At 68.8% G+C, this 25,684-nt stretch carries 22 protein-coding genes and 1 pseudogene; 13 read left to right on the plus strand and 10 right to left on the minus strand.

Features of this window, described 5'->3' with window-relative positions:
* Window positions 1–10: 10 nt before the first annotated feature.
* Window positions 11–1,192, plus strand: a complete 1,182-nt coding sequence (gene rnd / locus E8A49_RS06035; RefSeq protein ID WP_293377610.1) for a ribonuclease D — start codon at window positions 11–13, stop codon at window positions 1,190–1,192.
* Window positions 1,193–1,661: 469 nt separating this feature from the next.
* On the opposite strand, the gene E8A49_RS06040 is transcribed toward rnd, so the two are convergent.
* The 6 genes and pseudogenes from E8A49_RS06040 to E8A49_RS06065 all read right to left on the minus strand — a co-directional run bounded on the left by E8A49_RS06040 (window position 1,662) and on the right by E8A49_RS06065 (window position 8,905).
* Window positions 1,662–2,654, minus strand: a complete 993-nt coding sequence (locus E8A49_RS06040; RefSeq protein WP_293377613.1) for a D-2-hydroxyacid dehydrogenase — start codon at window positions 2,652–2,654, stop codon at window positions 1,662–1,664.
* 4 nt (window positions 2,655–2,658) lie between these two features.
* A complete protein-coding gene (locus tag E8A49_RS06045; RefSeq protein ID WP_293377616.1) occupies window positions 2,659–4,158 on the minus strand; it encodes a Ppx/GppA phosphatase family protein in 1,500 nt (499 codons plus the stop codon).
* A complete protein-coding gene (locus E8A49_RS06050; RefSeq protein ID WP_293377619.1) occupies window positions 4,139–6,367 on the minus strand; it encodes an RNA degradosome polyphosphate kinase in 2,229 nt (742 codons plus the stop codon). The genes E8A49_RS06045 and E8A49_RS06050 overlap by 20 nt, the downstream gene beginning before the upstream one ends.
* A 65-nt stretch (window positions 6,368–6,432) precedes the next feature.
* On the minus strand, window positions 6,433–7,107 hold the full coding sequence (locus E8A49_RS06055) for a DnaA/Hda family protein (protein WP_293378024.1): 675 nt from the start codon (window positions 7,105–7,107) through the stop codon (window positions 6,433–6,435).
* A 33-nt stretch (window positions 7,108–7,140) separates the two neighbouring features.
* Window positions 7,141–7,894 (minus strand): annotated as a pseudogene (locus E8A49_RS06060) (arginyltransferase); the annotation flags it as partial.
* 114 nt (window positions 7,895–8,008) lie between these two features.
* Complete coding sequence (locus E8A49_RS06065; protein WP_293377622.1) at window positions 8,009–8,905, minus strand: flagellar motor protein MotB; 897 nt, start codon at window positions 8,903–8,905, stop codon at window positions 8,009–8,011.
* Between the two features lie 92 nt (window positions 8,906–8,997).
* Between E8A49_RS06065 and E8A49_RS06070 the strand changes: the two genes are divergently transcribed.
* The 5 genes from E8A49_RS06070 (at window position 8,998) to E8A49_RS06090 (ending at window position 15,459) form a co-directional block, all read left to right on the plus strand.
* Window positions 8,998–9,855 (plus strand): NAD(P)-dependent oxidoreductase, encoded by an 858-nt coding sequence (locus E8A49_RS06070; protein ID WP_293377625.1) that lies wholly within the window; start codon window positions 8,998–9,000, stop codon window positions 9,853–9,855.
* Entirely contained in the window at window positions 9,856–10,365 is a 510-nt protein-coding gene (locus E8A49_RS06075) for a GNAT family N-acetyltransferase (protein WP_293377628.1), read from the plus strand.
* Window positions 10,362–11,234 (plus strand): alpha/beta hydrolase, encoded by an 873-nt coding sequence (locus tag E8A49_RS06080; RefSeq protein WP_293377631.1) that lies wholly within the window; start codon window positions 10,362–10,364, stop codon window positions 11,232–11,234. The genes E8A49_RS06075 and E8A49_RS06080 overlap by 4 nt, the downstream gene beginning before the upstream one ends.
* Window positions 11,235–11,284: 50 nt before the next feature.
* A complete protein-coding gene (locus tag E8A49_RS06085) occupies window positions 11,285–12,163 on the plus strand; it encodes an SMP-30/gluconolactonase/LRE family protein (protein WP_293377634.1) in 879 nt (292 codons plus the stop codon).
* A gap of 158 nt (window positions 12,164–12,321) precedes the next feature.
* Window positions 12,322–15,459, plus strand: a complete 3,138-nt coding sequence (locus E8A49_RS06090) for an efflux RND transporter permease subunit (protein ID WP_293377637.1) — start codon at window positions 12,322–12,324, stop codon at window positions 15,457–15,459.
* Here E8A49_RS06090 and hemB read toward each other — a convergent pair.
* Entirely contained in the window at window positions 15,456–16,472 is a 1,017-nt protein-coding gene (gene hemB / locus E8A49_RS06095) for a porphobilinogen synthase (RefSeq protein ID WP_293377640.1), read from the minus strand. The two genes, E8A49_RS06090 and hemB, sit on opposite strands and share 4 nt — an antisense overlap.
* 104 nt (window positions 16,473–16,576) lie before the next feature.
* Between hemB and E8A49_RS06100 the strand changes: the two genes are divergently transcribed.
* From E8A49_RS06100 to hemA, 5 genes are all read left to right on the plus strand, one after another.
* Window positions 16,577–17,716 (plus strand): isobutyryl-CoA dehydrogenase, encoded by a 1,140-nt coding sequence (locus tag E8A49_RS06100; protein WP_293377643.1) that lies wholly within the window; start codon window positions 16,577–16,579, stop codon window positions 17,714–17,716.
* Complete coding sequence (locus E8A49_RS06105) at window positions 17,713–18,765, plus strand: enoyl-CoA hydratase/isomerase family protein (protein ID WP_293377646.1); 1,053 nt, start codon at window positions 17,713–17,715, stop codon at window positions 18,763–18,765. Before E8A49_RS06100 ends, E8A49_RS06105 begins: the two co-directional genes overlap by 4 nt.
* 43 nt (window positions 18,766–18,808) lie before the next feature.
* Complete coding sequence (locus E8A49_RS06110; RefSeq protein WP_293377649.1) at window positions 18,809–19,567, plus strand: methyltransferase; 759 nt, start codon at window positions 18,809–18,811, stop codon at window positions 19,565–19,567.
* 22 nt (window positions 19,568–19,589) lie between these two features.
* Complete coding sequence (mmsB, locus tag E8A49_RS06115; protein ID WP_293377652.1) at window positions 19,590–20,480, plus strand: 3-hydroxyisobutyrate dehydrogenase; 891 nt, start codon at window positions 19,590–19,592, stop codon at window positions 20,478–20,480.
* A gap of 223 nt (window positions 20,481–20,703) precedes the next feature.
* Entirely contained in the window at window positions 20,704–21,930 is a 1,227-nt protein-coding gene (gene hemA / locus E8A49_RS06120; RefSeq protein ID WP_293377655.1) for a 5-aminolevulinate synthase, read from the plus strand.
* Between the two features lie 42 nt (window positions 21,931–21,972).
* Here the strand turns inward: hemA and E8A49_RS06125 are convergent, their stop codons facing one another.
* The 3 genes from E8A49_RS06125 to E8A49_RS06135 all read right to left on the minus strand — a co-directional run bounded on the left by E8A49_RS06125 (window position 21,973) and on the right by E8A49_RS06135 (window position 23,573).
* Window positions 21,973–22,815: a hypothetical protein gene (locus tag E8A49_RS06125; RefSeq protein ID WP_293377658.1), complete on the minus strand. Its 843-nt coding sequence runs from the start codon at window positions 22,813–22,815 to the stop codon at window positions 21,973–21,975.
* A 91-nt stretch (window positions 22,816–22,906) separates the two neighbouring features.
* The gene (locus E8A49_RS06130; protein ID WP_293377661.1) at window positions 22,907–23,137 is read right to left on the minus strand and encodes a hypothetical protein; all 231 of its coding nucleotides are present in this window, start codon (window positions 23,135–23,137) and stop codon (window positions 22,907–22,909) included.
* Window position 23,138: 1 nt separating this feature from the next.
* A complete protein-coding gene (locus tag E8A49_RS06135) occupies window positions 23,139–23,573 on the minus strand; it encodes a MucR family transcriptional regulator (RefSeq protein WP_293377664.1) in 435 nt (144 codons plus the stop codon).
* Between the two features lie 238 nt (window positions 23,574–23,811).
* On the opposite strand from E8A49_RS06135, the gene glyA reads away from it, so the two are divergent.
* Together glyA and nrdR are read left to right on the plus strand one after the other, a co-directional pair.
* The gene (glyA, locus tag E8A49_RS06140; RefSeq protein WP_293377667.1) at window positions 23,812–25,095 is read left to right on the plus strand and encodes a serine hydroxymethyltransferase; all 1,284 of its coding nucleotides are present in this window, start codon (window positions 23,812–23,814) and stop codon (window positions 25,093–25,095) included.
* Window positions 25,096–25,124: 29 nt separating this feature from the next.
* On the plus strand, window positions 25,125–25,592 hold the full coding sequence (gene nrdR, locus E8A49_RS06145) for a transcriptional regulator NrdR (protein ID WP_293377670.1): 468 nt from the start codon (window positions 25,125–25,127) through the stop codon (window positions 25,590–25,592).
* The last annotated feature ends 92 nt before the right edge of the window (window positions 25,593–25,684 follow it).

Here is a 25,684-nt window from a genome sequence, read left to right on the forward strand (position 1 = left end):
TAGCTAGTCGATGACGCCGATTACGACCACCGCGGAACTGGCGGTGTTTTGCGACAAGCTCAAGGGCCAGCCGTTCGTCGCCGTGGACACCGAGTTCATGCGCGAGACCACCTACTGGCCCAAGCTGTGCCTGATCCAGGCCGCCGCCGGCAATGGCGCCGAGGCCTGCATCGATCCCCTGAGCGAGGATATCGACCTGGAGCCATTCCTGGCGATCCTGCGCGACGAGACGATCCTGAAGGTGTTCCACGCCGCACGGCAGGACGTGGAGATCTTCAACAACCTCGAGGCCATGCCGCGGCCGCTGTTCGACACCCAGGTGGCCGGCATGGCCGCGGGCTTCGGCGAGCAGATCGCCTACGACGCCCTGGTGCGCCAGATGCTGAAGATCGAGCTCGACAAGTCCTCGCGCTTCACCGACTGGGCCCGCCGGCCGCTGTCGGACAACCAGCTCACCTACGCGCTCGCCGACGTGACCCACCTGGCCAAGCTCTATCCCATGCTGCGCGAGCGGCTGGAGGGCGAGGGCCGCCTGGCCTGGGTCACCGACGAGATGACCAGCCTGACCGACCCCGCCGTCTACGACGTGGAGCCGGAGAACGCCTGGAAGCGGCTGCGGCCGCGCCGGCACACGGCCAAATACCTGGCGGTCTACAAGGCGGTCGCCGCGTGGCGCGAGCGCACCGCCCAGACCCGCGACCAGCCGCGCGGCCGCATCCTCAAGGACGAGGCGATCGACGAGGTCGCGACCCAGGCGCCCACCGACGCCGATCAGCTCGACCGACTGCGTTCGGTGCCCAAGGGCTTCTCCGGCTCGCGCTTCGGGCCCGACCTCCTGACCGCGATCCGCGAGGCGCTGAAGGACCCGGAGGCCTACGCCCCGGTGATCGAGCGCAGCCGCACCCCGCCATCGCCCGCCGCCGGCGCGGTGGTCGAACTGCTCAAGGTGCTGTTGAAGGCGCGGGCGGAGGAGGCCGGCGTGGCCTCCAAGCTGATTGCCACCGTCTCCGACCTGGAGCAGATCGCCAACGAGGATGACGCCGACAACGCAGCCCTGAAGGGCTGGCGGCGCGAGGCGTTCGGGGAGGATGCGCTCAAGCTGAAGCGCGGCGAGCTCGCCCTGGTGCTGGACGGCGCCCGGGTGCGGGTCGTCGAGGTCCGGCGCGCGCCCAAGGCCGCCGCCAACGGCTGAGTCCGGGCTTTCCCCGCAGTGGCCTGAGGATAAGCGCAAAGCTCTGATCTAACGGGCTATTCGAACTCCGTCCTGCGGTTCTCCACAGGCCGTCCACCGGGCGTCCGGAACTCCGCCCACAGCCGGCGTCGGGGCGCCCGTTGCGCCCGATCCGGATCGTTGCAACTCTCCACTTGCCAAGAGGGACTGCGGCGCGGCGGACCGGGCGACCGGGCCGAAAGCGGGCGGAAGGCTTCCGGGGTCACGAAGGATCAGGGGCGACCCAGATCCTTACGAGCTCAGGGGGACACCGAGGCCGGATCGAAGCCCAGCTGGGGCGACCCAGTAAAGCCGAGACCCTCCTCGACCTTGAAGGCTCAGGTCCCCCAACGGATCTGGTTCAGAGGGCGGTGTTCCGGGAAACCGGGGCGCCGCCCTCTTGCTATGCGCCATCTTCCTCTCCCTCTCGCGTCGCGGGGGAGAGGAGATGCTAGGTGAGCCCCACCTCACTCCTGTCCGCCTCGTTGAGCAGCGGCTCTTTCGCCAGGTAGCGGCGCAGGTTCTCCAGGAACAGATTGTCGCCGCGGTCCAGGTTTCCGTCGCCGGAGTTGGAGGTGTGGGCGGTGACCCGCACCTTCGGATGGTCCCAGAACCAGGCGTCGGCGGGCAGGGGCTCGGTCTGGAAGACGTCCAGCACCGCATGGCCCGGCTGGTCGCGGTCGAGCCCGGCCTTCAGCGCATCCTCGTCCACCAGGCCGCCGCGGCCGATGTTGATCAGCACCGCGCCCGGTTTCATGGCCCGGAAGAAGTGCTCGTCGCACATGCCGCGCGTCTCGTCGTTCAGCGCCAGCGCCAGCACGACCACGTCGGCGTCCGGCAGCGCCGAACCGATCTCCTTCAGCGTGATGACCTTATCGACGAGGTCTCCTTCGGCCGCCGGGCTGCGGCGCACCACGGTCAGGTGGACGCCGAACGGCTTGATGCGCTTGGCGATCTCGTGGCCGATGTTGCCGAAGCCGGCCATCAGCCAGCGGGTCCGGGCGACCTCGTGATAGGGCGTGGACTTCCACTCGCGCCTGGCCTGCAGGGCGGCGGCCTCGGCGATGGGGACCTGCAGGCTGAGCGCGTGGGCGACCACATATTCGGCGATCGGGGTCGCCTGAGCGCTGGATTTCGAGATCCGCACGCCCTTTTCCATGATCGAGCGGAACATCGGGTTGTCGATGCCGGCGGCCATGATCTGGGTCCAGCGCGGGGCGTCGGTCTTCATCAGCCGCCCGAACAGCTGGCCCAGCGTCCCGGAGGCGTAGGAATCCAGGCTGAGCCAGACCACCTCCGGGTCGATGTCCTCGGCGGCGATGGACCGGCCGTCCAGCTCGTAGGCGTCCTTGTCGACCGCGGTGACCACCTGGGCGTCCGGCGCGACCTTGGCCAGGCGCTCGGCGACGCGGCCGTGGGCCGCCTTGGTCATCAGGATCTGCATGGGCTCACCCGAGTTCGAGTTTCAGCTTCAGGGCCGAGGCCAGGGTCTGGGCCCGCTTGGCGGTCTGCTCGCCCAGCAGCATGTCCTCCCAGCCGGTGGCGGCGGTCAGCGCCACCTTGTCACCCTGGATGCTGAGGGACGACTTTTCCAGCAGCCTGGGATTGCGGCCGGATAGGTCGCAGGCCAGCCGGATGGCGGCGCCGAGCGCGCGGGCGCGCTGGCGGCGGTCCGCGCCGATCACCCGGGCCACGGCTTCGGCCTCCGGCGGCGTGGTGGCCGAGGTATGACGAGCGAAGGCGACGCTGGCCAGATAGGCGCGCTCGGCATGGCTCATGCCGGCGATGGGCGCCCGCAGCACCTGCTCGAAGGCCAGGTCCGCGCGGTGGTCGGGGTGCAGGCGCACGCCCAGGTCGGCCAGCCGGCAGGCGGCGGCCAGTAGGACCGCGTCGCGCCCGGCGAACACCGGGGTCAGCTTCTCGAAGGCTGGGGTCAGCCAGGCCTCCAGCGCGCCGCCCAGCTCGGAGGGGACGCCGCGGGCGGCGGTCAGGGCCTCGCAACCCTCGATCAGCGGGTCGCGTTCGCGCACCTCCGGCGCCATGGCGTCGAGCAGCATGCCTTCGCGAACCCCGAAGGCCGAGATGGTGATCCGCTCGAAGCCCAGGCGCTCGATCAGCGCCTCCAGCACCACGGCGGAGTAGGGCAGGGTCTCGATCCGCTTCTTGGACAGCCCCTGCATGCGCTCCAGCGAGGCGCGCGACTGCCGGCCGATCAGCCGCGAGACGCTGAGCGCGTCGGCCCGGCTCATCTCGTACTGGTGGGCGACGTGCAGAGGATAGTCGATCAGCTCCATCTGGAAGAGCGCCAGGTTGCGCCAGGCGCCGCCGACCGCATGGAAATGCTTGGTGGAAAAGCGCTCCACGTGGGGCGCGATGGCCGCGTCGACCAGCCGGCGCGTACGCTCGGCGTCCAGCGGCCGCGGCGCGCCGAGCGCGAAGGGTCCAAGCGGCAGGGTCGCCCCGTCGTCGGCGCCGCCGAGGCCGCCCAGCTTCACCAGCTCCAGGCTGGAGCCGCCCAGGTCGCCCACCACGCCCTCGGCGTCCGGTTGGCCGGCGATCACGCCCAGGGCGGCGTAACGGGCCTCCTCGTCGCCGGTGAGGGTGCGCACGACAAGGCCGGTCTCTTCGCGCACCCGCTTCAGGAAGGCCGGGCCGTCGGCGGCCTCGCGCACCGCGGCGGTGGCCGCGGCGGTGACGTCCTCGGCGCGCCAGCCGTCCAGCACCGCGCGGAAGCGTCGGATGGCGGTGAGCGCGATCTCCACGCCCTCGGGCGACAGCCGCCCCGTCGACGGCAGGTCGCGGCCCAGGCCCGCCAGGGCCTTCTCGTTGTAGACGGTCCAGATGGCGCGCCCGTCCAGCCGGTAGATCACCAGGCGGACCGAGTTCGAACCGACGTCGATGACGGCGGCCTGACGGGACTCCGGCCTGCTATCCCCGCGAGGCCACATGATCGATCGCGCGCGGCATGTCCTTCACCTTCTGCCCTCTACCCGAAAGGCTGGGGTTGGTCATGAAATACTCGTGCGCGGAAAAGGCGCCGGGGTGATCCCAGGAGGGATCGCGGGTGAAGTGGCCGTCGGAGTCGAGGATCCAACTCTGGGCCTCGTCCTTCAGGTTGGCCAGCATGATCTGCTGCAGCACCTGCTGGTGCACCGTCGGGTTCTCCACCGGCGTCAGGGCCTCGACGCGGCGGTCCAGGTTGCGCGGCATCCAGTCGGCGGAGGAGATGAACACCCGGGCCTCCGACGAGGGCAGGGGCGCGCCGTTGGCGAAGGCGGAGATGCGGCCATGCTCCAGGAAGCGGCCGACGATCGACTTCACCCGGATATTCTCCGACAGGCCTTTGATGCCCGGGCGCAGGCAGCAGATGCCGCGCACGACCAGGTCGATCTCCACGCCGGCTTGGCTGGCGGCGTAGAGGGCGTCGATGATCTGGGGGTCGACCAGCGAGTTCATCTTGGCCCAGATGCCCGACGGCTTGCCCTCGGCGCGGTTCAGCACCTCGCGGGCGATGTGGTCGAGGAGGTCGCGCTTCATGGTGATCGGCGAGAAGGAGAGCTTCTCCAGGCCGCCCTCCGGCTGGGCGTAGCCGGTGACGAAGTTGAACAGCCGCGTGGAGTCGCGGCCCAGCGCCGGGTCGGTCGTGAACAGGGACAGGTCCGTATAGAAGCGCGCGGTGATCGGGTGGTAGTTGCCGGTGCCGAAGTGGCAGTAGGTGCGCAGCACGTCGCCCTCGCGCCGCACCACGGTGGAGAGCTTGGCGTGGGTCTTGTACTCCACGAAGCCGAAGACCACGTGGACGCCCGCCCGCTCGAGGTCGCGGGCCCACTTCATGTTCGCCGCCTCGTCGAAGCGGGCCTTGATCTCGATCACCGCGGTGACGTTCTTGCCGGCGTCGGCGGCTTCGATCAGGGCCGCGACGATCGGGCTGTCGTGGCTGGTGCGGTAGAGGGTTTGCTTGATCGCCAGCACGTTGGGGTCCCGCGCGGCCTGGCGCAGGAACTGCACCACCACATCGAAGCTTTCGAACGGGTGGTGGACCAGGATGTCCTTCTCGCCGATGGCCGCGAAGCAGTCGCCGCCGTGGTCGCGGATGCGCTCGGGGAAGCGCGGCTCGAAGGGCTTGAACTTCAGGTCCGGCCGGTCGGCGGGGATCAGCTGGCTCAGCTCGTCCAGGCCCAGGAGGCCGTCGATCTGGATGATGTCCTGCGGTTCGGCGTGCAGGCTGGAGGTGATGAAGCCTTGCAGCTCCTCGGGCATGGAGGCGTCGATCTCCACACGCACGACGCTGCCCAGGCGGCGCTGCTTCAGCGCCAGTTCGAACTCGCGAACCAGGTCCTCGGCCTCTTCCTCGATTTCCACGTCGGAGTCGCGGATCACCCGGAAAACGCCCTGCGCCTGCACCTCGCAGCCGGGGAACAGGTGGTCGAGGAACAGACTGACCAGCGCCTCCAGGGTCACGAAGCGCCGCTCGACCTTGCGCCGGCCGGTGCGGTGAACCGGCAGCTCCCAGAAGCGGGCCACCTGGGCCGGGATCGGCGTCAGCGCGTAGAGCACGCGGTTGTCGGCCAGCCGGCGCAGCTTCAGCACCAGCGAGAAGGCCAGGTTCGGAATGAACGGGAACGGGTGCGCGGGGTCGATCGCCAGCGGCGTCATCACCGGGAACACCTGCGAGACGAAGGGCTCCTCCAGGGCGTCCAGCTCGGCGTTGGTCACGTCGCCGGCCGCCACCACCCGCAGGCCTTCCCCGGTCAGCTCCGAGCAGAGCTCGCGCCAGCGGGTCTGCTGGTCACCCATCAGGTCGGCTGCCTCGGCGTTGACCCGCTCCAGCTGCTCAACGGGCGTCAGGCCGTCCTGGCTCACCGTGCGCACGCCTTCGCGCACCTGCGCCTTCAGGCCGGCCACGCGGACCATGTAGAATTCATCGAGGTTGTTGGCGCTGATCGCCAGGAAGCGCAGCCGCTCCAGCAGCGGGTGGCGCGGGTTCTTGCTCTCGGCCAGCACCCGGCGGTTGAAGGCCAGCCACGACAGCTCGCGGTTGAAGAAGCGCGACGGCGAGGCCGCCAGGTCCTCGTCCCAGGTCAGGACGTCGGTCTCGCCCGCGGGAGTCTCGACCTTGACGGGCTCGGCGGCGGCGATGGTCTCGGCTTGGCTCATCTCGTCGTCTCCGCGTCCGATGAGGGTCGAGATGTCTCTTGGCCCGCGCATGTGACGGCTTCAAGTCATCCCTCGAAAAGGTCAAGATTCTCGATATCGTCTTCCAGGATCTCGCGGGCCAGGACGCGCGATACCGGCCGCATCATCCCGTCCTCTGTCTCGTCGAGCCGCCGCACGATCTCCTGGGCGCCGGGAATCGACCGCTCCATGCGGCGCAGCAGGTAGGGATAGACGTCGTCGTGTGGGCGGATATTCCGTTCACGGAAGAACTTCCGTAGGACGCCGCCCAGGACCTCGTCGTCGGGGGCGGCGATCTCGGCCGCCATCAGGGCGTTCAGCCGCGAGCGCAGGTCGGGCAGCTCCGCCGTCCAGGCGGCGGGCGCCGTCCGCGCGGTGAGCAAGAGGCTCGCGCCGTCCCGAGCGGCCTGGTTGATCAGGTGGAACAAGGCCTCGGCGTCGACGCCGCGGTCAATGTCCTCCAGCAGGGCCGCGCGGCCCGCGGCGGCGGCCACGTCCGGCTGGGCGCGATCGAGGACCACGGCCTCGGCCGACGCCGCCCAGGCCTGCGCCAGGTGGCTCTTGCCGCAGCCTTCCGGGCCGAACAGCGTGAGCGTCCCGCCCGGCCAGCGCGGCCAGGCGTCGAGCGCCGCCAGCGCCTGGGCGTTGGATGCGCCGCGGATGAAGGCGTCGCGGGTAGGGGCGGTGGGCCTGCGGAGGCTCAGCCGAAGCTGCCTGGCCATGTTGTGTCCGCTTGGGGTCCTAGAGCGCGTCGTTGGCCGCCCGCGCCGCCCCGCCGACCACCAGGGTCCAGCCTTCCGGCTTCAGCAGCTCGATGGGCGAAAAGCGGACCTTGTAGTCCATCTTCTCCGAGCCGCGCACCCAATAGCCCAGATAGACGTAGGGCAGGTTGGTCAGGCAGGCCTGGATCACGTGGTCGAGGATCACGAAGGAGCCCAGGCTGCGGCGGCCCTGAGTCGGGTCGTAGAAGCTGTAGACCAGCGACAGGCCGTCGTTCATCACGTCCACCAGGGCGCAGGCCACCAGCTCGCCCGGGCTGCGCCCGACGGGGCGCTTGCGGAACTCGATGATGTGGGTGCGGACGGCGGTGTCCTCGACCATGGCGACATAGTCCGGCCAGGTCATCTCGGCCATGCCGCCGTCGGCATGGCGGGTGGTGAGGTAACGGCGGAGCAGGTCGAACTGCTCCATGGTCGCCTCGGCCTCCACCAGGTGCCGCTCCAGGTCCTCGTTGCGGGCTATGGTCTTCCGCTCGGAGCGGGAGAAGACGTAGTCCGCCGCCGGGATCCGCGCCGAGACGCAGGCCGTGCAGGCTTCGCAGGCCGGGCGGTAGGCGATGTTCTGCGACCGGCGGAAGCCGACCTGGGTCAGGCTGTCGTTGACGCTGGCGCCGTCGGACAGCGGCAGGTGGGCGAACACCTTGCGTTCGAAGCGCTCCGGCAAATAGGGGCAAGGCGACGGCGCGGTCAGGAAGAACCTGAGCTGTCGGGACGGAAAGTGCTGCGTCACGGAATTGCCGTCGCCCTCATGCCGAGACCTCGATTAGGCGTCATGCCGCGCGCGGGCGCAAGAGTTGTTGCAGGCTCGTCACCCGGGCGGGACGAAGCGCCGCGGACGGCCGCCTTAGGGCCCCGCGCGGTCTGGCGGCAGCACGGGCGCCTCACGCAACAACACGATAGCGATGCGTCGGTTGCCGGGCAGGGTCGGGTCGTCCGGATAAAGCGGCTCTTTCGTGGCCTTGCCGCTCACCTGGTAGATGCGGTCCGGCTCGACGCCGGCCCCTTCTAGGATGCCGCGCGAGGCGTTGGCGCGGTTCTGCGACAGGGACCAGTCGCTGTCGGGCTGCCGGGCGGCGCCTGCGGTGGCGCTGGTGTGGCCGTAGATGCTGATCCGGTTGGGCAGCTGGTTGATCACCTTGGAGATCGCCCGCAGCAAGAGCTTGGCGCGGTCGTTGGGGACGGCGGTGCCCTGATTGAACATCGAGCGGCCTTCCTGGTCGACCAGCTGGATGCGCAGGCCTTCCGGGGTCTCGTCGACGATGATGTTCTTCGACAGCTCGGCCAGCTCCGGCATGTCCTGCAGCGCCTGGCGCAGGGACTGCTGGGCCGACTGGAAGGCGGCCTCTTCCTTCTTGGCCTCATCGGCCTTCGCCTGGTCGGCGGCGGACTTGGCCGCGTCCTTGGCCTTGCCGTTGTCGGGGTTCTTCACGTCGGGGCTGGCGTCCTGCACCACAGACTGCGAACCGTTCTGCTTGGTGCCATCGTCGCCCAGCGCCGTGCCGGCCAGGATGCCGCCGGCGCCGGAGGTGGTCTCTGAGACGCTGGCCGGGGCGAAGTAGTCGGCGATGCCGCGCTTCTGCTCGGGGCTCGTGGTGTTGATCAGCCACATCAGGAGGAAGAAGGCCATCATCGCGGTCACGAAGTCCGCATACGCCACCTTCCAAGCGCCGCCGTGGTGACCACCGCCGCCGCTCTTCTTGATCCGCTTGATGATGATCGGCCGTTCGCCGCTCACCGACATGGCCCGCCCCGGGTAAGACTGTTACGAGGGACTCACTTGCGCAGGCCCTCGTTAAGATGGCGTTGCGCGCACGGTTAAGGAGCAGGGTTACGATGAAGGTCGCGTTCGCCGGTCTCGGCGTGATGGGGTTCCCCATGGCGGGGCATCTGGCGAAGGCCGGCCACGAGATGGCCGTTTACAATCGCAGCCCGGAAAAGTCGGCGCGCTGGGTCGGGAGCCACGGCGGCAGGGCCGGGGCGACGGCGGCGGAGGCGGCCAAGGGCGCCCAGCTCTTCATCCTCTGCGTCGGCAACGACGGCGACGTGCGCCAGGTGGTGGCGGAAGCCTTGCCGGTTCTCGCCCCGGGCGCGGTGGTGGTCGACCACACCACGACCTCCGCCGTCGTGGCGCGCGAGATGGGGGCGCTGGCGGCCGAGGGCGGCCGGGCCTTCGTCGACGCCCCGGTCAGCGGCGGCCAGGCGGGCGCGGAAAACGGCCAGCTCACCATCATGTGCGGCGGGACGGACGAGGCCTTCGCCAAGGCCGAGCCGGTGATCGCCGCTTACGCCAAGGCCACCAAGCTGATGGGCGGCTCCGGCGCGGGCCAGCTCGCCAAGATGGTCAACCAGATCTGCATCGCCGGCGTCGTCCAGGGGCTCGCCGAGGGCCTGCATTTTGCGAAACGCGCCGGCCTCGACCCCCAGCTGGTCTACGACGCCATCTCCAAGGGCGCGGCCCAGTCCTGGCAGATGGACAACCGCTGGAAGACCATGACCGAGGGCAAGTTCGACTTCGGCTTCGCGGTCGACTGGATGCGGAAGGACCTGGGGTTGGTGCTGGACGAGGCGGGCCGCAACGGCGCGGCGCTCGACATGACCCGCATGGTCGACGGCTTCTACGCCGAGGTGCAGGCGCAAGGCGGCCGCCGCTGGGACACCTCCAGCCTGGTGGCGCGGCTGGAGAAACCCTAAATGCCGGTCCTCGAAACCGCCCGCTTGACGCTGAGCGAACTGGTCCCTGAGGACGCGCCCTTCATCCTGGAGCTGCTGCTGAGCCGCGGCTTCCGCGAGAACATCGGCGACCGCGGGGTCACGGACCTGGAAAGCGCCGGCGGCTACATCGACCGCGTCCGGAGCGGCTACGCGGCCAACGGCTTCGGCCTCTGGCGTTGCGATCTGACCGCGACCGGCAAGCCCACTGGCCTCTGCGGCCTGGTCAAGCGCGACGGCCTCGACCACCCGGATGTCGGCTACGCCTTCCTAGAGCGGTTCTGGGGGCAGGGCCTCGCCTCGGAGTCCGCCGCCGCCAGCCTGGCCTATGGCCGCGAGACGCTGGGCCTGCCGGTCATCGTCGCCATCACCACGGCGAAGAACCACGGCTCCATCGCCGTCCTGAAGAAGATTGGCCTGCGCGACGCCGGGACGATCCGCCTGCCGGGGAACGACTACGACAGCGCCTACTTCACCACGGCGCCGGAATGACCGTCGCCACCCGCCGGATCGCCGCCAACGGCTTCGACTTCGCCGTGGACGAGGCGGGCGAGGGCGACCGGCTGGCGCTATGCCTGCATGGCTTCCCGGAGAGCCGCTTCTCCTGGCGCTATCAGCTGCCGTTGCTGGCGGAGATGGGCTACCGCGTCTGGGCCCCCGACCTGCGTGGCTATGGCGAGACCGAGCCCAAGCCGCGCGAGGTCTCGGCCTACCTGATCGACCGGCTGATGGAGGACGTCGCCGCCCTTATTGACGCCAGCGGGGCGAAGTCCATCACCTTGATCGGCCACGACTGGGGCGCGGGCGTCGCCTGGGCCTTCGCCGCCAACCGGGTGCGTCCGCTAGAGCGGCTGGTGATCATGAACGTCCCGCATCCGGCGATCATGGCGACGCAGCTCCGCCGGAATTGGGCGCAGCTGACGAAGTCCTGGTACATGTTCTTCTTTCAGCTTCCCGGCCTGCCGGAATGGGGCGCGACCGCCAACGACGGGCGCGCGATCCGCCGCGCCTTCCACGGCATGGCCATCGACAAGTCGAACTTCACGCCGGACGTGCTGGACCGCTACGCCGCGGACGCTCAGCGACCGGGGGCCATGCGCGGCATGATCAACTGGTATCGCGCCGCCTTTCGCCTGGGCGGGAAGCTGCGCGGCCCCTGGCCGGTGATCGAGACGCCGACGCTGATGATCTGGGGCGAGGCGGACGCGGCGCTGGGCGTCGAGCTGCTCGACGGCACGGACGCCTACGTCCGCGACCTCACCATCCGCCGCCTGCCGAACGTTTCCCACTGGGTGCAGCAGGAGGCGCCGCAGACGGTGAACCCGATCCTCGCCGAATGGCTGGCGGCGCCCCGCGTCTGACCCTAGGTTCGCTCGCAGGCCGAGGCTGACATCGGCGCGGAGGACGAGCGATGGGACGCACCACCCGGGTTCTGGCGGACGGCATCTATTTCGGCGAAGCGCCGCGCTGGCATGACGGCCGCATGTGGTTCAGCGACTTCTACGCCCACGCCGTGAAGTCGGTGTCTCTGGCCGGCGATGTGCGCACGGAATTCGAGATCGACGACCAGCCCTCGGGCCTCGGCTGGCTGCCGGACGGCTCCATGCTGATCGTCTCTATGACCAGGCGCCAGGTTCTGCGCCGCACGGCGGACGGCCAGATGAGCGTGCATGCCGACCTGGGCCAGGTCGCCGGCTTCCATTGCAACGACATGGTCGTCGACGCGGCGGGCCGCGCCTATGTCGGCAACTTCGGCTTCGACCTTGACGCCGGCATCGCCGACCGCGGCGTCCCGGGCGTGCTGGCCGACCATCCGACCGCCAAGCTGGCCTGCGTCTCGCCCGATGGCGCGGTCACGGTCGCCGCCAGCGACATGAGTTTTCCCAACGGCACGGTTATCACCCCGGACGGCAAGACCCTGATCCTCGGTGAGACCCTGGCCGGTTGTCTGACAGCCTTCGATATCGCCGCCAACGGCGGCCTCTCGAATCGCCGGGTCTGGGCGACGCTCTCGCCCCGGATCCCGGACGGCATCGCGCTCGACGCCGACGGCGCCATCTGGGTCGCCAACCCTTTCGCGCCGGAGTGCCTGCGGGTCACGGAGGGCGGCGAGGTGCTGGAGGTCATCGACACCGCCGCGCCCTGCTACGCCTGCATGCTGGGCGGCGACGACGGCCGCACCCTCTTCATGTTCACCGCCTCGAGCTCGAACTCGCACCAGGCGGCGGCCTCGCCCAGCGGCGCGGTGCTGATCGCCACCGTCGAGAGCCCGCACGCGGGACGGCCCTAGACCGCGCCAAGCCCTCGTTGGCCCACCACCGGTCGGCAAGTTTCGCTGTCGTAATGGCTTGACCTGTGGCCGGTAAGGACTACCTGCCAAACGCTGCAGCTAACAAGATATCCCTATGAAACGCGTGTCGCCCGTGGGCGCGACTTAGGCCCGCCTCGATGTCACGCTTCTTCATAGACCACCCGATCTTCGCCTGGGTCATCGCCCTGGTCGTCATGCTGGCCGGGGTTTTCGCTGTCCGCAGCCTGCCGATCGCGCAGTACCCCAGCATCGCCCCGCCGGCGGTGACCATCGCGGCTACCTATCCCGGCGCCTCGGCGGAGACCCTGCAGACCTCCGTCACCCAGGTGATCGAGCAGCAGCTCAACGGCCTCGACGGGCTGCTCTATTTCTCGTCAAACAGCAGCTCCAGCGGCCAGGTCACCATCACCGCGACCTTCAAGGCCGGGACCAACCCCGACATCGCCCAGGTCCAGGTGCAGAACAAGGTCCAGGCGGCCACGCCGCTGCTGCCGCCGCAGGTGCAGCAGCTGGGCGTCACCGTGGCCAAGAGCCAGACCAACTTCCTCCTGATCGTGGCGCTCTCGGACCCGACCGAGCACTACACGAACTTCGACATCTCCGACTTCATGGTCAGCAACTTCCAGGACCCCCTGTCGCGGGTGAACGGGGTGGGCGCGATCCAGACCTTCGGCGCCCAGCACGCCATGCGGATCTGGCTCGATCCCTACAAGCTGAACAGCTTCCAACTGACGCCGGCCGATGTGCAGGCCGCCGTCCAGTCGCAGAACATCCAGGTCTCCGCCGGCCAGGTCGGCGGCCTGCCGACGGTCAAGGACCAGCAGCTGAACGCCACGGTCACCGCCCAGTCGCGGCTGACCACCGCCGAGGAGTTCCGCAAGATCGTCGTGCGCGGCGAGACCAACGGCGGCCTGGTGACCTTGGCCGACGTGGCGCGTGTCGAACTGGGCAGCGACAGCTACGATTCGATCAGCCGGCTGAACGGCCATCCCGCCGCCGGCGTCGCCGTCCAGCTCGCGCCCGGCGCTAACGCGCTGACCACCGCCGACGCGGTGAAGGCCCGCGCCACCGAGCTCGCGGCCAACCTGCCGCCAGGCCTGCAGCTGTCCTTCCCGGTGGACAACACCACCTTCGTGCGCATCTCGATCCAGGAGGTCATCAAGACCCTGGTCGAGGCCATGGTGCTGGTGACAGCGGTGCTGTTCATCTTCCTGCAGAACTGGCGCGCGACCCTGGTGCCGGCCATCGCCATTCCGGTCGTGCTGCTGGGCACCTTCGGGGTGCTGGAGATCCTCGGCTATTCGATCAACACGCTGACCCTGTTCGCCGTGGTCATCGTCATCGGCCTCTTGGTCGATGACGCCATTGTCGTGGTGGAGAACGTCGAGCGGCTGATGGACGAGGAGGGCCTCTCGCCCAAGGAGGCCTCCCGCAAATCCATGGACGAGATCACCGGCGCCCTGATCGGCATCGCCCTGGTGCTGATCGCGGTGCTGGCGCCCATGGGCTTCTTCGGCGGCTCGACGGGCGTCATCTACCGCCAGTTCTCGGTGACCATGGTCGCGGCCATCGTGCTCTCGGTCCTGGTGGCCCTGATCCTGACGCCGGCGCTCTGCGCGACCCTCCTGAAGCCGCGCAAGGGCCAGGCGGCCGAGCACGGCCCCTTCGGTTGGTTCAACCGGAACTTCGACCGCTCCCGCACCGCCTACGAACGCGCCGTCCAGGGGCTGATCGGCAGGCCGTTGTGGCCGCTCGTGGCCTATGGGGCGATCGTCGTTGTCATGGCGGTGCTGTTCGTCCGCATGCCCACGGGCTTCCTGCCAGAAGAAGACCAGGGTGCGATGTTCGTCCAGATCACGCTGCCGGTGGGCGCGGTGCAGACCCGCACCCTCGACGCCCTGAAGACCGTCGAGCATCACTTCCTGGTCGACGAGAAGGACAATGTCGCGGCCCTCTTCACCGTCGCCGGGTTCAACTTCGCGGGGTCGGGTCAGAACTCGGGCATCGGCTTCCTCAAGCTGAAGGGCTGGGACGTCCGCAAGGGCGCCGCCAACCGCGCACCCGGCATCGTGCAGCGCGCCATGCGGGTGTTCTCCAGCGTCCGCGACGCGCAGATCTTCGTGATCGTGCCGCCGGCGGTGCAGGAACTCGGCAACGCCACCGGCTTCGACCTGCAACTGGAGGACCGCGGCGGCCTCGACCACCAGGCCTTCCTGGCCGCCCGCAACCAGCTGCTCGGCATGGCCAAGGCCGACCCCGACATGGTGGCCGTGCGGCCCAACGGCCTGGAGGACAGCCCGCAGATCCACGTCGCCGTCGACACCGTTCGAGCCGCCGCCATGGGCGTCAACCAGAACGACATCAACACCACCCTGACCAGCATCTGGGGGGCGAACTACATCGGCGATTTCGTCGACAACAACCGCGTCAAGCACGTCTACCTGGAGGGCGACGCGCCCTATCGCACCAAGCCCAGCGACATCTTCGACTGGTACGTCCGCAACGCGGGCGGGACCATGGCCTCGTTCTCATCCTTCTCGACGGTCGATTGGATCTACGGCCCCTCGCAGCTGCAGCGCTACAACGGCGTCCCGTCCTTCGAGATCCAGGGCCAGGCGGCGCCCGGCAAGAGCTCCGGCGCGGCCATGTCGAAGATCGAGGCCATGGTGGCCAAGCTGCCGAAGGGCGTGAGCTCGGAGTGGACCGGCCTGTCGCTGCAGGAGCAGGCCGCCGGCGCCCAGGCGCCCTTGCTCTACGGCCTGTCGATCCTGGTGGTCTTCTTGTGCCTCTGCGCGCTCTACGAGAGTTGGTCGGTGCCGTTCGCGGTCGTCCTCGTGCTGCCGCTGGGGGTGGTCGGCGCCTTGCTCGCGGCCGGCCTGCGCGGGCTCTACAACGACATCTATTTCCAGGTCGGCCTGCTGACCACCATGGGGCTGGCGGCGAAAAACGCCATCCTGATCGTGGAGTTCGCGCTCGCCGGGCAGCAGCAGGGGATGAGCACCCTGGAGGCGGCGCTGCATGCCTCGCGTCAGCGCCTGCGGCCGATCCTGATGACCTCGCTCGCCTTCATGGCCGGGGTCTTCCCCCTGGCCATCTCGACCGGGGCTGGCGCGGGCAGCCAGAACGACATCGGCACCGGCGTGATCGGCGGCATGTTGTCGGCGACGGTGCTGGCGATCTTCTTCACGCCGCTGTTCTTCGTGCTGGTCTTCCGCTTCTTCCCCGCCAAGCCTCCGGAAGAGACCCCGCCCGACGCGGTCGAACCGGCGGCCTAAGCGCCCAGCATCCGGGCCGCCCGCGGGGCGAAATAGGTGATGACGCCCGCCGCGCCGGCGCGCTTGAAGCCACCCAGGCTCTCCAGGATGGCGCGCTCCTCGTCCAGCCAGCCGTTCCGCGCGGCGGCCATCAGCATGGCGTACTCGCCCGAGACCTGGAACGCGAAGGTCGGCACCGCGAAGGCGTCGACCACCTGGCGGACGATGTCGAGGTAGGGCATCCCCGGCTTGACCATCACCACGTCGGCGCCCTCCGCGATGTCGAGGGCCACCTCGCGCAGCGCCTCGGCGTGGTTGGCGTTGTCCATCTGGTAGGTCTTCTTGTCGCCTGGGTTCTCCACCGAGCCCGTGCCCAGTTTCCCGGAGCCGATCGCCTCGCGGTAGGGGCCGTAGAAGGCCGAGGCGTACTTGGCCGCATAGGACATGATCATCACGTCCTGCAGCCCCTCGGCCTCCAACGCCGCCCGCAGCGCCCCGCAACGGCCGTCCATCATGTCGCTGGGCGCGAGGATGTCGCAGCCGGCCTTGGCCTGCATCAGGCCCTGGGCGACCAGGCGTTCGATGGTCGGGTCGTTGAGGATGCGGCCGTTCTCGATCAGGCCGTCGTGGCCATGGTCGGTGAAAGGGTCGAGCGCCACGTCGCACATGATCCCGACCTCGGGGGCGGCGTCCTTCATGGCCTTCACCGCCCGGGCGACCACGCCGTCGGGGTCCAGCGCCTGGGCGCCGGTGGCGTCCTTCTTGGAGCCGTCGATGTGCGGGAAGACCGCGATGGCCGGGATGCCCAGCGCGCGGGCTTCCTTCGCCGCCGCCGCGCAGTCCTTCACCGATAGCCGCGAGACGCCGGGCATGGCGGCCACCGGGACCTGGCCCTCGCCCTCGTGCACCACCATCGACCAGATCAGGTCGGCCGGGGTCAGCACCGTCTCGCGCACCAGCCGTCGGATCCAGTCCGCCTGGCGCAGGCGGCGCAGACGCAGGGCAGGGTAGGCGGCGAGGGGCGCTTTGGTCATGGGCGGGCGTTTGCACCCGCTTAGCGCCGCCGCGCAACCCCTTCGGGAAAAATGGAGCGCCGCCGCGATTGACAGCCCGCCCGCGTCGCGCTGACTCCCCGCCCATGGATTTCAACCTCACCGACGACCAGCGGGCCATCGAGGACGCCGCGCGCGCCTTCGCCACAGCCGAGCTGGCCCCGCATTCCGCGCGCTGGGACGCCGAGAGCCACTTCCCCGTCGACGTCCTAAAGAAGGCCGCCGAGCTGGGGTTCGCCGGCCTCTATGTGCAGGAGGACGTGGGCGGCTCGGCGCTCAGCCGGCTCGACGCCTCCATCGTCTTCGAACAGCTCTCCTACGGCGACGTCTCCACCGCGGCCTTCATCTCGATCCACAACATGGCGAGCTGGATGATCGACCGCTTCGGCGGCGACGAGATTCGCAACCGGTTCCTGCCGAAGCTCACCACCATGGAGCTGATCGCCTCCTACTGCCTGACCGAGCCGGGCTCGGGCTCGGACGCCGCGGCGCTTGCGACGACGGCGCGGCTGGACGGCGACCACTATGTCCTGAACGGCTCGAAGGCCTTCATCTCCGGCGCCGGGACCTCCGACATCTATGTGGCCATGGTCCGCACCGGCGGGCCGGGGCCGAAAGGGATTTCGGCGGTCGTGGTGGAGAACGGCACGCCCGGGCTCTCCTTCGGCGGCCAGGAGAAGAAGATGGGCTGGAAGTCGCAGCCCACGGCCCAGGTCAACTTCGACGACTGCCGCGTCCCCGTGGCGAACCGGATCGGCGCGGAAGGCGAGGGGTTCCGCTTCGCCATGGCCGGCCTCGACGGCGGGCGGATCAACATCGCCTCCTGCTCGCTGGGCGGCGCGGGGCTCGCCCTCGACACCGCCAAGGCGCACCTGGAGACCCGCAAGCAGTTCGGCAATCCGCTGAAGGACTTCCAGGGCCTGCAATGGCGCTTCGCCGACATGGCGACGGAGTTGGAGGCCGCGCGGCTGATGGTGCGCCGCGCGGCCCACGCCCTGGACAGCAAGGATCCCAGGGCCACCCAGTACTGCGCCATGGCCAAGCGCTTCGCCACCGACGCCGGTTTCGAAGTGGCCAACCAGGCGCTGCAGCTGCACGGCGGCTACGGCTACCTTCAGGATTTCCCGTTGGAGCGGATCGTGCGCGACCTGCGGGTCCACCAGATCCTGGAAGGCGCCAATGAGATCATGCGGGTGATCACCGCCCGGGAGCTGTTCCGGCAATGAGTGACGAGCCCCAAGTCATCACCCGGATCGAGGGCGCGGTCGGCCGCATCACGCTGAACCGGCCGCAGGCGCTGCATGCGCTCACCACCAACATGTGCCGGCTGATGATCGAGGCGCTTTCAGCCTGGCGCGTCGGCCCCGCGGTCAAGCTGGTGCTCATCGACCACGCCGGCGAGCGCGGCTTCTGCGCGGGCGGCGACATCCGCATGTTGGCGCGGAGCGGGGCGGGTGACGGCGCCGAGGCGCGGGAGTTCTTCTTCACCGAGTACCGGCTGAACACCCTGCTGCACGACTACGAAAAACCCCTGGTCGCCATCATGGACGGCGTCACCATGGGCGGCGGTGTCGGCCTCTCGCGGCCCTGCCGCTTCCGGGTGGCCACCGAGCGGACCACCTTCGCCATGCCGGAGACCGGCATCGGCCTCTTCCCGGACGTCGGCGGCGGCTGGTTCCTGTCGCGGATGAGCGACCACATCGGCCTGTGGCTGGCGCTCACCGGCGCGCGGATCAAGGCCGCCGACTGCGAGCTGGCCGGCATCGCCACCGACTATGTGGAAAGCGCCCGCGTCGGCGACCTGAAGGCCGCCGTCGTCGCCGATCCGGCGGCCATCGAGACGCTGCTGACCGAGTTCGAGGCCGATGCAGGCCGCCCGCCGCTGGCCGCCCACGTGGACGACATCTCCCGCCTCTTCGCCGGCGACAGCGTCGAGGCGATCTTCGCCGCCCTGGAAGCCGACGGCGGCGATTGGGCCAAGGCCCAGCTCGACGTCCTCAAGACCAAGTCGCCGCAGACGATGAAGGTCGCCTTCCGCCAGCTCCAGCTCGGGCGCGGCATGACCCGCTTCGCCGACAACATGGCCATGGAGTACCGGATCGGCGCCCGCGTCGTGCAGCGCCACGACTTCCTGGAAGGCGTGCGTGCGGTGATCGTCGACAAGGACAATGCGCCGAAATGGGATCCGCCGAGGCTGGAGGGCGTCACTGACGCCATTCTCGACGAGATTTTTGCGCCGTTGGCTTCCGCTGAGGAATGGTCGCCTTTACCTTGACCGCACGGCGGAGCGAACGCCCGTCCTTGGAGGGACCACCCAGATGAAATCGAAGCTGATGCTCGCGGCCGCCGTGGCCGTCGTCGTCACCGCCGCGGCCGCCTACGCCGCCCCGGCGGCCTACATCGCCGCCGCCGTCGCCGACAAGGGCCGCCCTGAGGCGGACACCAAGCGCGATGCCGACCGCAAGCCCGCCGAGATGATGGAATTCGCCGGGGTGAAGCCCGGCATGACAGTCGTCGATTTCCTGCCGGGGGGCGGCTACTTCACCCGCATCTTCTCGAAGGCCGTGGGCGCCAAAGGGACGGTCTACGCCGTCAGCGGCCCGCCGCGGGTCTCCAACGATCCCGCCAAGCCCGCGCCGACGCCGGCCCAGGACGTGATCGCCGCCGATCCGAACTACGCCAACGTCAAGTCGATCCATGCGCCATTGACCGGCGGCGTGGTGATCCCCACCAAGGCCGACGTCGTCTGGACCTCGCAGAACTATCACGACGTGAAGAACGCGCCGGGCATCGATATGCTGGCCTTCGACAAGTCGATCTATGACGCCCTGAAGCCGGGCGGCGTCTTCATCGTGCTCGACCACGTGGCCAACGCCGGCGACCCGAACTCCACCAAGACCCTCCACCGCATCGATCCGGCCGTGGTGAAGCAGGAAGTCACCGCCGCGGGCTTCAAGTACGAAGGCGAGAGCACTGTGCTGAAGAACCCCGCCGACGACCACACCAAGGGCATCCGCGACGGCTTCTCCCAGGGGCAGACGGACCAGTTCATCTACAAGTTCCGCAAACCCAAGTAAGACAGCAGCTTAAGAGGATTTCATGACCCGCATCGCCTTCATCGGCCTCGGCAACATGGGCGGCGGCATGGCCGCCAACCAAGCCAAGGCGGGTCATGAAGTCCTGGCTTTCGACCTGTCGAAGGCCGCTCTGGAGAAGGCGGTGGGCGCGGGCTGCATCGCCGCCGGCTCTGCCGCCGAGGCGGCGAAGGCCGCTGACGCCATCATCACCATGTTGCCGGCCGGCCATCATGTGCGCGCCGTCTATGACGAGGCGATCGCGCCCAATGCGAAGCCCGGCACGCTGATGATCGACTGCTCCACCATCGACGTGGAGAGCGCCCGCGCCGTCGCCGGCGGCATGGCCGGGCGCGGCTTCCGCTTCGCCGACGCCCCCGTCTCCGGCGGCCAGGCCGGCGCCGAGGCCGGGACCCTGGCCTTCATGGTCGGCTGCGCCGATGAGGATTTCACGGCGGTCGAGGCCCTGATCTCGCCGATGTCGCGCATCACCATCCGCGCGGGCGACCATGGCGCGGGGCAGGCGGCCAAGATCTGCAACAACATGGTGCTGGGCGCGACGATGATCGCCACTTGCGAGGCCTTCGCGCTCGCCGAAAAGCTCGGCTTGGAGCCGGAGCGGTTCTTCGAGATCGCGTCGAAGTCCTCGGGCCAGAGCTGGAGCCTGACCAGCTACTGCCCCTGGCCGGGTCCGGTGCCCACGGCGCCGTCGAATCGCAACTACGAGGGCGGCTTCGCCACGGCCATGATGCTGAAGGACCTGAAGCTGGCGCAGGACGCTGCGGCCAAGGCCGGCGCCGCCACGCCCTTAGGCGCCCAGGCCGAGGGGCTCTACGCCCTGTTCGAGCGCCTCGGCGGCGGCGGCAAGGACTTCTCGGCGATTCTGGAACTGTTCCGGGGGCGCGCGCCCGCCTGAGGCCTTGAACCTGGCGCAATGCGACTGAAATACGTCCCAGGTAACCATTGTTCACGAATTGTCAGAGTCCGTGACGAAAGGTCATAATTCGCGACCGCCCGTCTTATGGACATCGCAGGCCAACGGCGCCAAAACCCCCTGGCGCATCTATAAAGGGGGCGCATCAGAGGGAACCGGCCGCCCGCGCGACCAAAACCGACGCGGGACCCGGGTATAGACGTCGATGGATTACAAGGCCGCATTCGAAGACGCAGTGCAGAAGGTTCGGTCGGAAGGCCGATACCGGGTGTTCGCCGACCTCAAGCGGCATCGCGGCCAGTTCCCGCGCGCCACCTGGACGCGCGACGACGGCAGCCAGTGCGACGTCACCGTCTGGTGCTCCAACGACTATCTTGGCCAGGGCCAGAACCCCGTGGTCACCGAGGCCATGAAGAAGGCCATCGACGAGGCCGGTTCGGGCTCGGGCGGCACGCGCAACATCTCGGGCACGACGCACTACCACGTCGAGCTGGAGCATGAGCTCGCCGACCTCCACCAGAAGGAAGCCGCGCTCCTCTTCACCTCTGGCTACGTCTCCAACGAGGCGTCGCTGTCGACCCTGCACAAGATCCTGCCGGGCCTGGTGATCTTCTCCGACGCGTTGAACCACAACTCGATGATCAGCGGCATCCGCGCCCACAAGGGCGAGAAGAAGATCTTCCGCCATAACGACCTGGAGCACCTGGAAGAACTGCTGGCGGCGACCGATCCGGCCCTGCCGAAGCTGATCGCCTTCGAGAGCGTCTATTCCATGGACGGCGACATCGCCGACATCCCGGCCATCGTAGCGCTGGCCAAGGCGTACGGCGCCATGACCTACATCGACGAGGTCCACGCGGTCGGCATGTACGGGCCGCGCGGCGCCGGCGTCGCCGAGCGCGACGGCGTGATGGCCGAGATCGACATCATCGAAGGCACCCTGGGCAAGGCCTTCGGCGTCATGGGCGGCTACATCGCCGCCGACGCGGTGATCTGCGACGCCATCCGCAGCTACGCCGACGGCTTCATCTTCACCACCTCGATCCCGCCGGCGCTGGCCGCGGGCGCGGTGGCCTCGATCCGCTACCTTAAGGCCCACAACGAGATCCGCGAGGCCCACCAGGAGCGGGCGGCCTCGCTGAAGGCGCGCCTGATCAAGGCCGGCCTGCCGGTCATGCCCAGCGTCTGCCACATCGTGCCGGTGCTGGTTGGCGACGCGGTCCACTGCAAGATGATCTCCGACATCCTGCTCGAGGACTTCGGTATCTACGTCCAGCCGATCAACTACCCCACCGTGCCGCGCGGGACCGAGCGCCTGCGCTTCACGCCCACGCCGGCCCACACCGACGAGATGATGGACAAGCTGGTGGCGGCCCTGGAGCAGCTCTGGGTCCACTGCAACATCCAACGCGTCGGCGGGGTCGCGGCCTAATTCCCGCTCATCCCACCGGGATGAGCGGCATGAATTACGAACTTAGCTCGCCCACAGCGGCGACGACGCCTTCATGAAGCGCAGCAGGTAGAGCACCCGGCCGAGGTCGGGGCCGTCGGTTGGGTGGGTGAAGACCACCTCGTACCAGACGTTCTCGGTCTTCGGGCTCTCGGTAAGCTTCAGCACCTTGCTGCGCGCCCGGTAGTCGACGCCGGCGCGTAAGGGCCCGTGGAACTGCTCGACCTCCAGCGCACCGAACAGCCCCACCGACGGCCGGGCGGAGTTGGCCAGGACGCGGGTGCGGGTTTGGTGCGCCAGGTGCACCACGTGCGAGGGCGGCAGCACTAGCTCGTCGCGGTAGGCGGGCAGGGGCTCGGTCAACCGCTCCAAGGACTTCGCCAGATAGTCGGCTTCGACGCGCACCGGCATGCCGTGATGCTCTTCCCCCACCCGCATCGCCTTCAGGATGCGCAAGGCTTCGGGATCGGCGGGCGTCTGGGCGGCCAGGCGGCGGGCGAGCTCGGATTCCGGGTCGCGGCCGAAACTCGCCGTGCCCTCGCAGATCTGCGCGCCGGCTTCGTTGCGCATAGTGAGCCGGCAGCGGTCTTCGCCGGCCTCGACCTGGGCCTGCACCGCCTCGGCGTCCACCGTGGCCTGGGCGAAGTAGAGCGACATCGCCCCGATCTCGAACCAGCGCTCCCCCATGAAGGCGAGAAGGCCGGGGACGAACTGGTCCATGTGGATGGAGCCCGCCACCGTGCCGCCCTTGAAGCCCAGCTTCGCGGCCGTGGCGTCGTCGTGGATCGAGCCCTTGGCCTCGGCGGCCGAATTGCGGGGTTGGCGGAATTCGCTGGTCCAGGCCTTGGGCCGATCGGCGACGCTCATGGGCGTCCTCCCTGGGATCCTTGGGAAGGAGGTTTTCCCGGAAGGCTAGACCCGCGGAGGCAGGGGCGGAAGCGGTCTCTTCAGCCCAGCTTCAGGGCTGTTCGGCGCGGCAGGTGGCCGACCAGCCGCCGGTGAAGGTGCGCACCTCGTCCACGCAGAGTTCCCGCAGAGCTCCGCGGGTCTGGATGTTGAACAGGTCGCCCAGCCGGGGCGGCAGGGCTGAACGCGACCAGATCGTCACCTCGCCAGCTTCGGCGAAGTCGTCGAAGATCTCGTAGCCGGAGGCGTGGAACGGGCGCAGTCCGCCGTGCGGGTGGTCCATCCTACTTGCGCCGCCTGACGCCGCGGCCGAGGCCGATCTGCTTGGCGAAGTCGGAGCGCCGCGCCGCATAGGCCGGCGCCACCATCGGATAGTCCGGCGGCAGGCCCCAGCGCTTGCGGTAGTCGTCCGGGCTCATGTTGTAGCGCGAGCGCAGGTAGCGCTTCAGCATCTTCAGCTTCTTGCCGTCTTCCAGGCAGACGATGAAATCGTGCTGCACGCTGCGGCCGATGGAGACCGCCGGCTTCGAGCGTTCCTCGACGACCGGGGCGGCGGTGTCGCGCGACAGCCCTTCCAGCGCCTGGTGAACGGTGCGGATCACATCGGGCAGGGCGTCCGCCGGCACCGCGTTGCGGCTGACGAAGGCGGATACGATCTCCGTCCCCAACCGCATCAGATCCTCGCCCGAAGGCCCCTCCGGGTCCGGTCCAGCGCTCATTGGAATCCCCCAAACTGCTGACACGACAATGCCCTGACGCCAGCGCAGGACCGGCACGGCGGGCGAAGGGACAACGCCGCGGGCGGAAGATTGTTCCGGACTTTTTGCGGATCGTTCGCAAGCGCCGGTCCTGGCGTTGGAGGCCAGGGGCCTTTGGGGGTAAAGAGCGCACTCCGCTCCCAGATTCTCACGCCAGATCCTTCCACCGACCCGAAAGGCGCCGCCCTTGACGCTCCAGATGCAAGCCCAGTCTCCCGACGGTTTCTTCAGCGCCGGCGTCGACGAGGGCGATCCGGACCTGGCGAAGATCCTGGCCGCGGAGCTGAAGCGGCAGCAGGACCAGATCGAGCTGATCGCGTCGGAGAACATCGTCTCGCGCGCCGTCCTAGAGGCCCAGGGCTCGGTGCTCACCAACAAGTACGCCGAGGGCTATCCGGGCAAGCGCTACTACGGCGGCTGCGAGGTGGTGGACGAGGCCGAGACCTTGGCCCAGGAGCGCGCGAAGCAGCTGTTCGGCTGTGAATTCGCCAACGTCCAGCCGCACTCCGGCAGCCAGGCGAACCAGGCGGTGTTCATGGCCACCATGACCCCCGGCGACACCTTCATGGGCATGAACCTGGCGGCGGGCGGCCACCTGACCCACGGCATGCCGATCAACCAGTCCGGCAAGTGGTTCCATCCCGTGGCCTATGGCGTCCGCCCCCAGGACCACCTGATCGACTACGACCAGGCCTGGGAGGTCGCCCGCGAGCACAAGCCCAAGGTGATCATCGCCGGCGGCTCGGCCTATTCGCGCCACATCGACTTCGAGCAGTTCAAAGCCATCGCCGATGAGGTGGAGGCGCTGCTGATGGTCGACATCGCCCACTACGCGGGCCTGGTGGCCGGCGGTGTTTATCCGAACCCGTTCCCGCATGCCGACATCGTCACCACCACCACCCACAAGACCCTGCGCGGCCCGCGCGGCGGCATGATCCTGACCAACTCCAAGAAGTGGGCCCAGAAGATCAACTCGGCGGTCTTCCCCGGCCTGCAGGGCGGACCCTTGATGCACGTGATCGCCGCTAAGGCCGTGGCCTTCGGCGAGGCGCTGAGGCCAGAATTCAAGGTTTATGCCCGCAATGTGATCGACAACGCCCGCGCGCTCGCCGACAGCCTGCAGAGCGCCGGCTTCAAGATCGTCTCCAACGGCACCGACAGCCACCTGATGCTGGTGGACCTGACGCCCAAGTCGGTCACGGGCGCGCAGGCCGAGATCACCCTGGAGCGCGCCGGGATCACCACCAACAAGAACGGCATCCCCTTCGACCCGCTGCCGCCGGTCCAGACGTCCGGCCTGCGGGTCGGCACGCCGGCCGGCACCACCCGCGGTTTTGGCCCCGCCGAGTTCCGCCAGATCGGGACCTGGATCGGAGAAGTTCTCGACGGCCTGAAAGCCGGCGGCGACAATTCCGCCGTCGAGCAGAAGGTCCGCAGCGAAGTTCTTCAGTTGACGCAGCGCTTCCCTATCTACAACGGATAGGGGTCAGTCGGCCGAAAGGGGGCCAGATCATGCGCTGCCCGTTCTGCGGCCACGCCGAAAGCCAGGTGAAGGACAGCCGTCCGTCGGAGGATGGCGCGGCCATCCGCCGCCGCCGCCTGTGCCCGGACTGCGGCGGCCGCTTCACCACCTTCGAGCGTGTGCAGCTGCGCGAACTCACCATCATCAAGCGTTCGGGCCGCCGCACCCCCTTCGAGCGCGACAAGCTGGCCCGTTCGATCTCGGTGGCCATCCGCAAGCGGCCGGTGGATCCCGAACGCGTCGAGCGGATGATCTCCTTCATCGTCCGCCAGCTCGAAAGCATGGGCGAGACCGAACTGCCGTCCTCGGCGGTGGGCGAGCTGGTCATGAAGCAGCTCAAGGCCCTCGATGACGTGGCCTATGTCCGCTACGCCTCCGTCTACCGCGACTTCAAAGAGACCACCGATTTCGCCAAGTTCCTCGGCGACGAGGGCCTGGCCGAGGTGGCGGAGGAGTAAGATCCGATCGTCCCGGCGGAAGCCGGGATCCAAGCGGCCTTGCGATCTTGATGCGGAACCTCAGCTTGGACCCCGGCTTTCGCCGGGGAAGC

The organism is Phenylobacterium sp. (assembly GCF_004799515.1).
Lineage (GTDB): Bacteria > Pseudomonadota > Alphaproteobacteria > Caulobacterales > Caulobacteraceae > Phenylobacterium.